Below are 14096 nucleotides of genomic sequence, written 5' to 3' on the forward strand. Positions count from 1 at the left end.
CGAGGACATCGACACTCACTCTCGGGTCAGCCAGACCCCCACAGTGTGGTCTGATTCAAACCCCGAAATGCGACACGATCCCTGACGCAAGACAGTACCAGGCGTCGATCCAGGTATAGGCGCCGCGGCGGGCGGCGTCGATCGTGGGGAACACGTGCCGGTGGTAGTACTCGTTCTTGAATGTTGACCAGAACGATTCGGCAGCCGCGTTGTCCCAGCACACCCCGGTACGGCCCATTGAGCGAAGCAGGTCGAGTTCGCCGGCCAGGTCAGCGATTTGCTGGCTGGTGTATTGACAGCCTCGATCGGCGTGGAAGATGACCTTGCCGGGTAGGTGGCCGCGCAGGGCGACGGCTTGGCGTAGGGCGTCTTCGACCAGATCGGCGCGCAGGTGGTCGGCGACGGTACGGCCGAGCACTCGGCGGGTATGGCCGTCACGAACGGTGCACAGGTAGGCCCAGCCTTCACCGGTGGCCAGGTAGGTGATGTCGGAGAACCAGGCGACATCGCGGCGGCCTTGGTCGAACTTGCGTTTGACCAGGTCGGGTGCCGGGTCCGGGTTCGGCCCGGGCACGGTGGTCGGGGGATGCCAGGTGCGTGGGCTGATCCCGGCTATCTCGGCTTGTCGCATGCATTTCGCGACCGTTTTGACCGACATCGTCTCACCGGCGTCACGAAGGTCGTGCAGGATCCTGGGGGCCCCGTACGTGCCATCGGAGGCCTTGTGGAACTCGACGATCTTGCCGGTCAGCTCGGCCCGCCGCTGCTCGGCCCGGGTCGGCCCAGCAGCCCGCCTTCTCGCCCATTCGTAGTAGCGGCGCCGGTCGACCTTCAGCAGCCGGCACATCCGGCTGATCGTGTAGTTCGCCTTCTCCGCGTCGATCACCTCGAAGCACTCCTGCCGGGAGTGTTCTTCGCTGCGAAGAAGGCTGCGGCTTTTCCCAGGAACTCGTTGTCCAACCGCAGCTCGGTGTTCTCCCGCCGCAGCCGTTCCAACTCGGCTCGCTCGCTGGCGTCCAACGCTGTCTCCGGTGGCGCGCCGATCCGGTCCCGCTCCAGCTGGACCCAGCGGCCCAGCAGTTGCGCGCCCACCCTGATCTCGGCCGCGATCGTCCGGCCGGTGTCGATCACCAGATGAGCGGCCTCACGCCGATACTCCGGCGTGTACGTGCTTCGCTTCTTCGTTGTACCCATCGAGGACATCCTCTCCGGCGGGCCCCTGACAAGGGAACCCGCCAAGACGGTGTCCGGGTTACGGGGTCAACTTCACCGCTTCCCGTCGATGACCAGCTTCCCGCGGCGCACGACCGCGCGGCGAAGCGCCAACTCCGCCGGCAGGGGAGGGTCCAAGGGTGACAACGCGAACACATCAGAGGCCAGCGACAACACGTCGGCGTCGATCACGTCGGACTTCGACTTGCCCGAGATCGCTCCCCTCAAGCGGGCCGAGTGCCGGGTCCCGACCAAGGACAGGTCGCAGCCGGCGCGTTGCAGCGCGACGTGAAGACCCATCCACGTCATCGACGTCGGTTCCGCGACAGCGACCACACCCGGGAACACCGACAGCCGCTCCCCAAGACGAGACAAGCCAGCGATCGTGGGTGGGACATGGAAATGGGACAGCTGCACCTGTCCGTCGGACAAGGTCGATCGGATCGTGACGTGATGGTCGGCGACCACCGCAGCATCGATGCCGACCTGAACCCGCGCCAGCGCGGGATCGGTAGGGTGAACAGACACGAGGGTTCCTCCGTTCGCTGTGAACGACACGACCCCGCCGGGCCCAACCACCGGCCAGTGACTCCGCACGACGGCATCGTCTTCCTGGACGGGAGAACCCTCGTCCCCGTCGACAGACAGTGACGCGCAGACACTCCCGCTCATCGCCACCCAGCGACCGCAACCAACGCCACGGTCGGCGAACCCACGCTTGTGCGTGATCCGGTGCCACCCAAGACGAGTCACCCGCGTGGCAGGTCCACGCCTCGGCCACCAATTCCCTGAACCGGGCCAGCCTCGACCGGGAGAGTCGACCCCAGAGCCCACCGATCTCTTTCACGAGCCATCACGCTCAGCCGGATAGCGGCGAGACCCGGAGCCTTCTCCCACGGCCACCGTAGCGACCACCACCCGTCACCAGGAGGCACTCCAAGTCATACAAGCCGGCAAACCCAGTGCGATTCACTTCACGCCCCTACTTCGCCATAGACCGACCACGGAGAAAACCAGCAGCACAGCCAGCACATGGAATCGCCCAACGCCGCCTGAACCGAGCGCATGCACCAAAATCATGGCACACACCGCGGCGAACTCCGCCCCTAACCGGCGCGAGGCCTCGCCAGCAATCAGTCCACGACGCCCTGCGCGAACGCCAAGAAGTGTGCTCACATACACCCCGAGCACCATAATGGCGCCGATCGGCCCAGTTTCAATCAATGCATCGAGCATGAAATTGTCCGTCGTGGACACAGAATACGATTGGTAAATATCGCTCGATTCTAGAACCGATGGGGCGCCCTCCCCATAGCCGACACCGCGAATTGGATGAGACAACCAGGCATCCAGCGCCACATCCCAAATGGCCCGTCGCCCAGATAGACCAACAATCGCCCCCACATCCTGGGTGCGGAGTAGCAAAGACACCAGCGCGTCACCGGACGTCGCCACCACGACAACCGCTATCACACCCGCACCGAGGAGCAGGGGCGTAGCTCGGCCCACGACGTATGCAAACACAAGCACCCCTACGGCGACATCCAGCAAGGATGATCGACTGTATGTCAGCAGAAGGACAGGGATTTCTACAGCAAGTACGGCTAGCCAGACCCAACGACGAGCAGCAGGCGCTGTGGCTCGTCCGAAGGCTGTCACCACGCCGACAGCAACGACTGCCCCGAGGGTGTTCGGATGGAGCGAGAGATGCGGAAGCATAAGTTGGACGAACCCATCCCTCGCAGAGAGCACCTGCGCAGGCGAGATAGCCAACAGGGCGAGGGCGAGGACGCTCAGCGACATGGGGAGTAGAACGAAGGCGACCGACCCCAACTGGCGCAACGCAGTTCTTTCCGCTGCCAAGAAGGCGCAGAGAATCAAGGCAAGAAAGGCAACTGCACGGAGCAGCGTCGACTCCGGATCCGGGCTGGCCAGAGCAGAAGCGGCCGCTACGAACCCGAAACAAACGAGGAGCGAGATGGGCGTTGGTACCAACAACCGCTTTCGTGCGGCAATTACTCCGAGGAGCGCAAAGTAGGCAAGTCCGACACAGGCCGCACGCGCTGGCCCTGCCAAGCCCTGGATGCCCGCAATCAGAGGAATCGCGGTCACAAGCAGTGGCGCCGCCGAACCTCTCGTGAACTGCGGGAGCATTGAGCGTCTCGATGGTCGATGACCCATATCAAGCACCCCGTTCCCATCGAGCGGCTTGGGGCCGTCCACAATCAGCAAGCTGACCAGTACCATGCATCAGGCCAGACCCCGCAAGGATCCATGGCCCAGCGACCACCAACGAGAACTGAACGCCCGGCACCTACGAGCGAGACGTCCTCGCCAAGTGCCGGAGATAGGTCTCAGACCGAGCTTTGAGTGCATCAATCCTCCCATCAGTGAGCCGCCGGCGGTAACTCTCATATGCATTCAGGGTTTCGACGCGGCGCCCCTGAAGGTACCCGCTCAACAACGAGTTCACCTTTGCGGGAGCCGATCGAGAAAGGGCGGCCCCGCGGATGACGAAGTCCAGCACGTTGAACAGCGGGTCCACACCACCTGCGAGGTTCGCATCTTCCCAATCGATCAGCCGGTACCCGTCGTGCGCGCGGATGACGTTCCACGGGGTGACGTCCCCATGCTGGATACCACCTCCGTCGGGCGCCTGCAACGACTCAAGGATCCACTCAGCAGCACTCCGGCTATCCCAGGTTGGATGCGGACCCTCGACTCGCTCGACGAGCAGCACCTCGCCTGCTCTCCTGTGGTTGGGAATCGCGCCACGGAGCAGCCCACTAGCTTGCAGCAGGTCATAGTTGTCCGCCTCGCGTTCGATTGATCGGCGGGCGCTCGCTTCGAGTGCGACCTTCGCCACCCACGGGGAGCCGGGCACAACGAGTGTGAGTTTCTGGCGCGGGCCGCGTTCTCCCACGAGACCCACGGCGAGGTCTCCCTGCGGCGATCCCAACGCGATCATCCCGGTGTCCCATGCTCCCCGGACTGCCTCATCCGCTGGTATCCACAAGTGGTCGCGGAGGGGCCAATAGCGCGAAAGGGTCCAGAGCGCCCGCGCACGCCTCGCATTCACACGCACGATCTCTGCGACAGGACCCATCTCTCCGGATGCAACAACTCTCGGCCGGCGGGCGGGGAACTGGACGAGTTGGACTGCGGCCGCATCACCAATCCTGACATCCACTGCGCGGCCCGCCTTCACTGATCGCCCTTCAGCCGCATGCGATTCGCGATCCTGACACGCGTTCGGGCCGACAGTTGCGCTGCAATCGAGGGCCCGATTCCCAACGAGGTGGGGCTAGATCCCACCTTGCAGTCTGCCACTATCACAAGACGTGGTGCCCTTGTCAGCCACCACACGAGGAGCCACGACGGCGTCGCACTCCTCACCTCCACGTGCGGAAAGACAAGCGAAAGCCGGTCAGCGATCGCTTGAACCTTCTCTCGATCACCCGACACCGAAACGACCGCTCCGGAGCCGGTCGCTAAGCGTGACAGCCCAAACAGCGAAAGCCGCGGACGCCAGAGGTCCCACCCGGCGCCGCACATGACGATCTTCCGGGTTCGGAGCGCGCGACTCGACCTACGTCGCATACGTGGACTCAGCAGCTTTCCTAGCACAGCCTCTGCGCCTGGCCCTTCCGCTGCCTTTAGAACATCGATCGCAGCCAGCGCCCGTTGGTGGTCCCGCTTAGCAATGCGCTTGCTGAGGGTGTAAACAGCTTCTGCAGACACGGACAAGTGAGGGGTGCTGCCGCGACCCTTCACCTCTTCGGCCAACACCACGCCTGTCCGCAGGCCGTACCTTCCTCGCCCCTTCGGATCAGCGAGAAAATCTAGCTGGATTCCATCCTCACCGGCCTCCGAGAGCCAGATACTGGTCAGGGAGCACCGGTCATACTCCCAGAGCATCGCAAGCAGGAGACCGTGGGCACTCTGTTGCTCGGCAAGGTGAGCGACAATCTCCCATGGGTCGCCGGCAACAGCAAGATCGATATCGCTAATCGCCCCATTGGAAGCGAGTGACTCCGTATTGTGGAGCACTGCATAGTCGACATTCATCCGATCCAGACAATCGAGTAGCACCAGTCCAAGCGAAACGTCAGTCGTTCCCATGCCATTCTCCTCCTCCAAGGGCAATGCGGTACCACTCGGCAACCAGTCGCGGGACGCGCGTACTATTCCAACGTGGCGAGGGTGGTTGCGACGAAATCTCAAGAACGGCCGCAGCCAACGCGCCAGCGATGTCAGGAGCGCGTGGACTAACAATACTTCCCCTGCGGGATGCATTAAGGATCTGACGCGTACCGCCAATTCCGAGGCCAACGACAGGAGTTCCGATCGCGATAGCTTCGGCGACTGCACCAGGCGCCGAGTCGTGGAGACTTGTGAAAACGACGCATCTAGCCCGCGACACAGCCTGAAGGGTTTCTGCTCGGGCACGGTGACCCATAAAGGCCACACGGCCATCTACGCCGAGCCGTCGAGCGAGGCCCTGAAGCCGCTCGAGTTCTGGACCGCTTCCGTATATGTGTAAACGGAAGTATTCTGGAAGCCGACTAAGCATCCGCAAGGCGATGGACCATCCTTTGAGGGGAATCAGACGCCCCACGCCCACGATAAGGTGTTGGTCGACGTTCACGGCGTCCCTTAATGGCAACGTCGCCGGGTCGAGGAATGCGTTGGGTTCGACCAATAAGTTGCTCGCGATCCCGCGAAAGGCTCGCGCATCATCATTGTTCTGAGCGATGACCAACGCGGATCTCCTCGCGTTTGTCTTTCCGTTGGTAGCCCTCCCGATCGCGCCAAGTAGCACGCGAAGCGCCTCGACACCCAACCCTCTCGGGCCCAGTTCCCGCAACAAGGGTCGTGGACAGAGGGTCGCTCCGCCAACCGGCCCCCAGACCTTCGCCACCTCTGCGGGCAACGATGAGGTGGCGGTCGGCGCCCAATCAACGGCGAAGGTTGCGTGATGCGAAACATCGAAAGGCGTACGCGAATGGAGCTGGCGGACCAGTCGCCTCGCGGCGACCTGCCACGCCCAGTAGTAGGCCTGCGTTCCCCCGGGCAAGCACTTCTTCAGCCGCAACAGCACTGGATGAAGGTCGTGACCCAGGATCGTGCACTTGGCACGATGTACGCTGCTCAAAGCCTCACGGATCTCTGCGACGTTATTGGCGCGTGTCAATAGTGTCACCCTGTCGGCCCCGGAGAGCGCACCCAAGAGGATGTGCCAGCCAACCCCAGGCTCGCTGCCCTCAACTGGATGGCAGGCGTAAGCGCTCACAAGTACATGCATGCGGACTCCTCCCATTCAATCTAATGCCCTCGACCACGCCACTCAACAAACTACTCACGCCCGTCATCGGCGCGCATCACAAGCGTATGGATGATCGCCGAATCCACCGGGCGTTCTGTGTCAACTTCAAGCAATTTTCCCCGGAACGGCCGAATCCGTCCAATCGTCTGCCACTTTCTATACTGCTCTTCCATTGCCAACACGCCCGTCTCACCCTTTCGTCCAAACGCCACACTCGGAGGACAAACACAGAGCACGACTCGGTCCCCGACCGAGAACAACTGAACTATCCGCCGAAGAAACCACGCCGGTGCGCGGTTCAAGCCATACCGCGTCGGGTCGATGAATGCGTCCTCGATACCCCGCTCGATGAGGATCAGTCCCCCTATCCGTCTGGCCCACCGGCGGTCGAAACACAACGTCCCCGCGTCCAACGCCATCCAAACCGCCTTGGCGCAAGCCATCACTGGCGACAATTGAGCGCTATGGTGCGGATCAACCGGATGGGCCTCACGCGACCTTCTTGGCCGCACGCACCGGTCAAGTCGCTTAGGGCGCACATAAACGCGTCGCCATGGTATGGCGTCCCGATCGAGTTGTCTGATGATCTCGTCGATCAACGTGGATTTGCCCGACCCATCTGGGCCCGAGACCACTACTGCAGGGAATAGGTTCACGCCGCAACATCCCCACCAATGTGTCGAACCGAAATATACATGACGCCCCACCAAACGACCGCGACGAGGAATTGTACACCAGCGATGACTTGACACGCTTGAGCGAAGTTGTCGATCAACGAGAAGGCAACTGCCGCGGCGATAATCTGGATAGAGACACTCAGACCCCGCAGTGCCGCCAGGCTGCCTGCCCGCTTTGTCGAACGGAAGAACACAACCGGCACCAGCGTCAACCAAGATCCCACTAGGTATACAGTCGCCGGAACGATTATAGCTTGGACGTCACCCCATGCCTGCGAAAAGACCGCTTTGCCAAGCGGTGACAAGATGGTGGTGAGCAGATGAGATGCCAGCGCCGCCATGGCAGCTAGAAACGCCGAACCTGCCGCAAGTTGACCGAGCATACGCTTGGCGGCGCCACTGACACTAGCATGACGAATCGCGAGCGGCTGGACTGCCTGGAATACAGTACCGAACGGTCCCATGGCACTCTGCGCTGCCCGCCAGGCGCCGAGTGCGGGGACTCCCGCGAGTGCGCTCATCATGGAGAGAACGGTCTGCGAACCCACCATAGTCAAACCACTGTCGGTCAAAAATCCCGCCGCGAGCCTGCGGTTCCCGAGCAAGAAGTTCATTCCGCCACGGACCGACGGAAGCGCTCGCGACCTGACGAGCACCCAGACCGCCGCACCGAAGGTGACTGCGCTCCACACGGATACTACGCTCAATAGCGAGATTGACCGTCCTAAGAGAATGAGTGCACCCAGTAGAGCGGAAAGCGAAACCAGCGCAAGAAGGTCCGCAACTGCAGCCACGCGGTACGAGTCCCGTGCTATGAGGAGAAAGCGAGCGGAGTCTTGCAGGACGGGCCCAGCCATGAGTAGGGAGAGGAGGAGTGTTGTCCAGGCCGGCGCCTGCGCCTGTAGCGCCACTATTAGGGACATCAGGGGTAACGTCGCTGCCACGACAAGCATGGTCGCTCCCTCACGTGCCCGCAATTCGCGACTGTTGTCATCAGAGCGCGCCGTGACGATTGCTACGTCCGGCACCAGAGCCCTGCACACTGCAGCGCCTACGACATATGCTGACAGGCACGCCGCGAACTCACCGAGCATTTGGGCGCCCCCGCGTGCAGCAACCACAGTGAGCACAACAGTCAGGGCACTGGAAGCCCCGATGCTCACGAAGCCCCACATCCGCCTCTCGGCCGGTGCAGCAGCCTGCGTTAATGTCACGTCGGACCAACCGCAGGGTCGTTCAGCGTCCCACGCAGGATGCCAGAGAGTAGACCCGAGATCTCGGAACGAAACCGCTCCCGCGTGAACGATGTCTCGTACTTCTCGCGCGCTGCCTGTCCGCGAGTCCTCGACTCGCGACGCGTCAACGATTCTAGGACTGCCGCCCACTCCTCGGGCGCGTCAGGCGTCACCAACCACCCCGACACACCGTCCTCGATGATTTCCGGCAGACCACCAATCCTGGAAGCGACTACCGAGCGGCCGGCCGCCGCCGCCTCGATCGCGATCGTCGGCAGTGGGTCGGGACGGGTGCTGGGTACCAGCACCACATCGGCCTTTGCTAGTTCCCGCGACACGAGTGGGGATTCTCCCTTGATCGTCACCGTTTCTCGATTTGGAAGCTGTGAAACCAGGTGGGGGACGTCAATGGCGGCACCCGAGAGCGGGGGCCCACCCATGATGATCAATCGAATATCGCGGCGCTCAACTAACCCCCATGCCTTAATCACTGAATCGTGACCTTTCCAGGCATTCCAGCGACTAGCCAACAGGCACCTGAGCGGGCCCACTTGTTCGACGTCGGTTGGCTCAGGGAGAGCAAATCCGTTGTGCACCACTTCTGCCCGAGAGCGAAGCCAACCGGGCAGTGACCGCCGAACCGCCTCGCTTACCACAACCAACTCGTTAGCTGCCCCCAACAAGACACTTAAAAGACGTCCTTGAACTCCACCAAGGTGCTCATGAGCATGCGCGACTACTTTACTTCGCACCGCACGACCAGTCGGCACCATCAGCGCGAGGGCTGATGTATTCACGTAAAGGAGATCAGGTCGCTCGCGACGCAACCGAGCCCACGCGTGCGCCGTCTGGGGTATGAGCGCAGCCAGTCCGGGAATTGATAGATTGGCTCTGCGGAGCACCGGGAGCGGGCCGCGGACTACTGCGATCCCGCGAGCCTCAAGTTCCCGCGTGAGGAGCCTTTCCCCATATTCCATGTCATTCGGAAGCCACACGCTGACACAGGAGCCGGGGGGAACAGCTTCAACGAGTTCCAGCAGGACTCGGTCAGCCCCATACAACTCGTCCGACGGGTGCAAAAACACAATTGAATGTGTCTCCCTAGCGGCCTCCATCACGACCTGACCCTTCGCGTGGCGCAGAGTTCCTGCAAACTGCGTTCGTAGGACGCATTTACGTCCGCCCAACTGTAGTTGGTGCGCGCGCGCAACGTGTTCGCCTCCGCTTGCTGTCGCTGCACGTCCGGCGAGCCAACTAGGCGGAGGACCTCCTCGGATATCCTGCTTGCAGACGGACTCACAAACAGCCCGCTGGGCCCGAGGACCTCCCGGTTGTATGGAGTATCACGCGCCAGCACCGGCGCGCCACAGGCCATCGCTTGTACAAGCGCTGGGTTGGTCCCCCCAACGCTGTGTCCGTGGAAATATGCGCCTGCGTGGTGCCACAAACTCAGAAGGCGCCGGTCGTCGCGAACATGCCCTAGCCAACGAACGCGCTCCAAACGCTCCGAAAGTCGCCTAGCCCGCTCGTCCAACTCTCCGCCGTAGCCCGAAGATCCGACGATGACTACTTCGGCATGCTGGGCTATCGCCGGGACCGCGCTAAAGAACTCGGAAACCGTGTTCTCTGGAACTAGTCTGGCAACGAATAGAACGTAAGCCCGGCGCGATAGGCCCGACTCGATGGGAAGCTCCTCATCGACAATTTCACTGCCATAAGGGATATACCTACCGCCCGTTCCGAAATCAACGTGCCATCGCTTAGCGATCTCGGTGGAATCATACACCAGCATCGTGCCATGCCGAGCGGTCAGCTCGGCGCCCGTGCGAAACACGCGTTTCGCGATTCGATTCCATTTCGCACGATCCCATTCGATTCCGTCGACGTTCACCAGTGTAGGGATTCCAGCGCGCCGCAGCATTGGCAGCCAATAGCCATTTGCAACGTTCATCACGAGAGCCACATCCGGGCTTCTACGTATTGCGTGTCTCGTTGCGGACCACCCGTACGAGAGGGTGCTAAGCGATTTTGTTTCAAGTCCTTGAGTCATGACAGTTTGCACACGATGGTCGCGGTTAGGGTCATCGAGACGCACTTCGCCGGGGCGGCTGTAAACGGAGACATCCCAGCCACGGTGGACCAGATATGGAGCTAGCTTGCGTATCGCGGTCTCAAAACCACCGTAGTAGCTCGGATATCCGCGGGTTCCAATGATTGCTACAGAGGGCATACGATTCTCCCGAGGGGTTAGGTGGCCGACAGGCATGAAGCGCGGCTTGCTCCGCGAAGCTGATGCAGCGGCGTGCTCCACACTCGCCGGCTATTGGAGATTCCAACATTCTCAATATGCCCCTGACGATTTGAGCACAGTGCGGATCGTCCGAAGAATAATCGTCAGATCACCAGTCAGCGACCAGTTCTCGACATATCGCAGGTCCAGGCGCACGGCGTCCGCGAACGATAGATCCGAGCGACCGCTGACCTGCCATAGTCCGGTGATGCCCGGCTTGATCAGCAGGCGCCGGAGCCCCTCGTCGGGGTACTGCGCGAGCTCGCTCGCCAAGTGGGGGCGGGGCCCAACCACGCTCATCTGGCCCTTCAGCACCGTCCAGAACTGCGGCAACTCGTCGAGGGAGTACTTGCGCAGGACGCGTCCGATCTGCGTCATGCGCGCGTCGGCGTTCAGCTTGAACAGGGGGCTGTCCGCGTTGCTCTTGTCGCGGAGCGCCGCGAGCCGCGCCTCGGCGTCCATGTGCATGGAGCGGAACTTGTGGATGACGAACTCCTCTCCACCAAGCCCCACCCGCGTCTGCCGGAACAGGATCGGCCCGCCGTCCTCGCGCTTGATCAGCACCGCGATCACGGCCAGCACGGGAGCGAGCAGCAGCAGCGCGAGCGAGGAGAAGGCGAGGTCGAAGAGGCGCTTGAGCGCGTAATTCCACCCCGTGAAGCGCGGCAACGCGACCCGGGTCAGGCAGACATCCTGCATCTGGGTGACGGTGATGCGGGGCCCCGCCACGTCCACCAGCGACGGCAGGAACATCAGCTCGACCGACGAGTTCTCCAGCTGCCAGGCCAGGTTACGCACCTTGTGCCGCGGCAGCCCCGGCACCACGACGACGGCGCCGGCGCGGTGCTCGTCGAGGTGGCTCTTGAGCCTCGAGATCGCGATGGTAGGCACCCCGGCGAGTTCAAGGTTCTTCAGCTCCTCGGCGTCCACCTCGGCGGTGGGCACCGCGACGGCGACGGGTTTGTAGCCCGCGTTCCGGTTGCGGGTCAGGTCGCGGACCACCCCGGGCACCTCGGAGGCGGCCCCGACCACGATGGTCGGGGTAAAGGCGCCCCCGATCGCGCGGCGGCGGTGCAGCACCTGCCGACAGGTCCAGCGTCCCAGCAGGAGCAGCGCCGTGCCCACCGGCAGCAACACCAGGAAGTAGGCGCGGGAGAGGTCGACGTGAAAGAGGTAGGAGGTGATCGCGACGGCACTGAAGGTGTAGAGGCTGGCGTTCATCACCCGGCGGTACTCGTCCAGCCCGTGGCCGACCACCCCGCGATCTCGGGAGCCGCGGGCGTCCAGCACGACCCACCACAGCAACGCGATGATGAATGACACCAGGGGGTAGTCGAGCTCAGAGCCGACGACCGGCAGCCACAGCTGCTCGCCGAACCGCCACACCGAGACCGCGAGCACCGCCAAGGTGATCAGCACCGCGTCGGAGGCGCCCAGCATGAGGTCGTAGCGGGCGTACCAAGTCAGGGCAGCCCGCGTGGTCTGCTTCGGATCGACCGCGGCCGGCACGGGTGCCGCGAGGCTGGCGCGAGTCATGGCGCTCACGATCCTTCCTTTCTCACCTAGGGTTTTCACGAGGGATGGTGACGGACGGTTCAGGCCCGACGGGCCGCGACCTCACGGGTCGGGGTCGTGACGAGACGGGCAGGGCGCGGTTCGGCGTCCGCTGCGTTTCGTTCCGCGTACTGGTAGCTGTAGCCGTAGCGCTCTTCGTCGTCGCGCTGGACCTTGTTGAGCACCAGTCCGAGCACGCGGGCGTCCACCTGGTCCAAGGTGGCGAGGGCGGCGTCCAACTCGCCGCGGCGCACCACGCGGGCCCCGACGACGACCAGTGCCCCCGCGGTGCTGCGGGCCAGCACCGCGGCGTCCGTCACAGGCAGGAGCGGCGGAGAGTCGATGATCACCACGTCGTAGAGCCGGCCCACCTGCGCCAGCAAGGCCTTCATCGCGTCGAACCCCAGCAGCTCGGAGGGGTTGGGGGGAATGGGCCCCGAGGTGAGCACGTCGAGGGAGGTGTCGCCGATCGGCTGCACCACCTCCTCGAGGGTCGCCCGCCCGATGAGCACCGAGGTCAGTCCGGCCGCGGTCTCGAGCCCGAAGGCGTCCGCCACGTGCGGGCGGCGCAGGTCGGCATCGATCAACAGCACCCGGGCACCCGTCTCGGCCATGGTGACCGCGGTGTTGATCGCCGTCGTGGTCTTGCCCTCACCGGGCACGGTCGAGGTGACCACCAGCGCCCGCTCGCCTTCCGGCAACGCCAGGAACTGCAGGTTCGTGCGCAGCCGGCGGTAGGCTTCGCCGGCCAGAGAGTGGTCGCTGGCGAGGCCGGGTGCCGTCCGCTTGCTCAACGTCTCGTCGAGCATGATGCTGCCGAGCAGCGGGCGGTCGGTGACGCGCTCCAGATCGCGCTCGTTGCGGATCTTCGTGTACAGCGTGTCGCGCAGCACCGCCTGACCGACGCCCAGCATGAGGCCGAGCAGCAGCCCCAGCGCCAGGTTCTGGGTCACCTTGGGGGTGGTGGGCGACAGTGGCACGGAGGCGGGTCGAATGACTGTGGCCTCGACCATGTCGGAGCCATCCGCGGTCGGCGGCGAGAGCTGCTTGACCGTCTCGACCACCTGTTCACCGACGGCATTCGCAATGAGTGCGGCCTGCGCGGGGTCACCGTTCTCCACGGACAGGTCGATCGTCGCCGTATTCGACGGCACCGTCGCCGTCACGTCCTCCGCAAGGCGCTCGGCGGTGACCGGCAGGTTGAGCCGGTCGACGACGGCTTGGAGCACGATGGGCGTCCGGGCCACTCGCGCGAACGACTGCACCTGGTTCTCGGCGTACGTGGAGCCGGAGTTGAGCTCGCCGGCGGTGGCGACGCTCTTGACTGACAGGAACACCGATGTGGTCGCGGTGTAGGTGGCCTTGGTAAGGAGCGAGAAGGCCGCTGCCGCCAGGATGGCCACGCGAGTCACGGCCGTGGCGCTGCGCCAGTACTTGCGCAAGACGCGCAGATAGTCCGTGAGCTCCAAGATCTCTACTCCTGTCAGGGTGGGCCGCTACCGGGGTGTGCGACCAAGACAGAAACACCGTAACGCGAAGATCGTCCCCATTTCCAATATGGGTTGCCGAATTGGGCTTGTATGACTTGGAGTGCCTCCTGGTGACGGGTGGTGGTCGCTACGGTGGCCGTGGGAGAAGGCTCCGGGTCTCGCCGCTATCCGGCTGAGTGACCTGTTTCAGCTCAAATGTCGCATTTCGCGGCTTTGATCAGTCCACCCCTGGCGGGTCTGGACGGTGGTTGTGGATCTGATTGTTCCGCCGTTGGCGGTGGTGAGCAAGACGACGCTGGTGGGCGTCGTGCA

Annotated in this window: 12 protein-coding genes; all 12 read right to left on the reverse strand. The window is 63.3% G+C overall.

The features are described 5' to 3' along the window. Positions 1 to 55: 55 nt before the first annotated feature. A complete protein-coding gene (locus tag FN821_RS13835; protein WP_241660263.1) occupies positions 56 to 886 on the reverse strand; it encodes an IS3 family transposase in 831 nt (276 codons plus the stop codon). Beyond that, entirely contained in the window at positions 883 to 1194 is a 312-nt protein-coding gene (locus FN821_RS14810) for a transposase (protein WP_241660262.1), read from the reverse strand. The genes FN821_RS13835 and FN821_RS14810 overlap by 4 nt, the downstream gene beginning before the upstream one ends. Before the next feature lie 72 nt (positions 1195 to 1266). Continuing rightward, on the reverse strand, positions 1267 to 1740 hold the full coding sequence (locus FN821_RS13840; protein ID WP_206662135.1) for an IS110 family transposase: 474 nt from the start codon (positions 1738 to 1740) through the stop codon (positions 1267 to 1269). A 441-nt stretch (positions 1741 to 2181) separates the two neighbouring features. Continuing rightward, positions 2182 to 3015, reverse strand: a complete 834-nt coding sequence (locus tag FN821_RS13845) for an O-antigen ligase family protein (RefSeq protein ID WP_165489395.1) — start codon at positions 3013 to 3015, stop codon at positions 2182 to 2184. Between the two features lie 511 nt (positions 3016 to 3526). Then, a complete protein-coding gene (locus tag FN821_RS13850; protein WP_131173157.1) occupies positions 3527 to 4420 on the reverse strand; it encodes a protein kinase family protein in 894 nt (297 codons plus the stop codon). Beyond that, complete coding sequence (locus FN821_RS13855; protein ID WP_131173156.1) at positions 4417 to 5334, reverse strand: hypothetical protein; 918 nt, start codon at positions 5332 to 5334, stop codon at positions 4417 to 4419. Before FN821_RS13855 ends, FN821_RS13850 begins: the two co-directional genes overlap by 4 nt. Next, entirely contained in the window at positions 5321 to 6532 is a 1212-nt protein-coding gene (locus FN821_RS15085) for a glycosyltransferase (protein WP_131173155.1), read from the reverse strand. The genes FN821_RS13855 and FN821_RS15085 overlap by 14 nt, the downstream gene beginning before the upstream one ends. Before the next feature lie 658 nt (positions 6533 to 7190). Next, positions 7191 to 7829, reverse strand: coding sequence for an MATE family efflux transporter (locus FN821_RS13865; RefSeq protein WP_131173154.1), 639 nt, complete (start codon positions 7827 to 7829; stop codon positions 7191 to 7193). A 596-nt stretch (positions 7830 to 8425) separates the two neighbouring features. Continuing rightward, entirely contained in the window at positions 8426 to 9565 is a 1140-nt protein-coding gene (locus FN821_RS14950; protein WP_342354282.1) for a glycosyltransferase, read from the reverse strand. Beyond that, positions 9565 to 10716: a glycosyltransferase gene (locus FN821_RS13875; RefSeq protein ID WP_342354281.1), complete on the reverse strand. Its 1152-nt coding sequence runs from the start codon at positions 10714 to 10716 to the stop codon at positions 9565 to 9567. The genes FN821_RS14950 and FN821_RS13875 overlap by 1 nt, the downstream gene beginning before the upstream one ends. 75 nt (positions 10717 to 10791) lie before the next feature. Then, positions 10792 to 12276, reverse strand: coding sequence for a sugar transferase (locus FN821_RS13880; protein WP_241660264.1), 1485 nt, complete (start codon positions 12274 to 12276; stop codon positions 10792 to 10794). Between the two features lie 59 nt (positions 12277 to 12335). Beyond that, complete coding sequence (locus FN821_RS13885) at positions 12336 to 13763, reverse strand: tyrosine-protein kinase domain-containing protein (protein ID WP_131173150.1); 1428 nt, start codon at positions 13761 to 13763, stop codon at positions 12336 to 12338. Between the last annotated feature and the right edge of the window lie 333 nt (positions 13764 to 14096).

It is taken from the genome of Propioniciclava tarda (assembly GCF_900182665.1).
Lineage (GTDB): Bacteria > Actinomycetota > Actinomycetes > Propionibacteriales > Propionibacteriaceae > Propioniciclava > Propioniciclava tarda.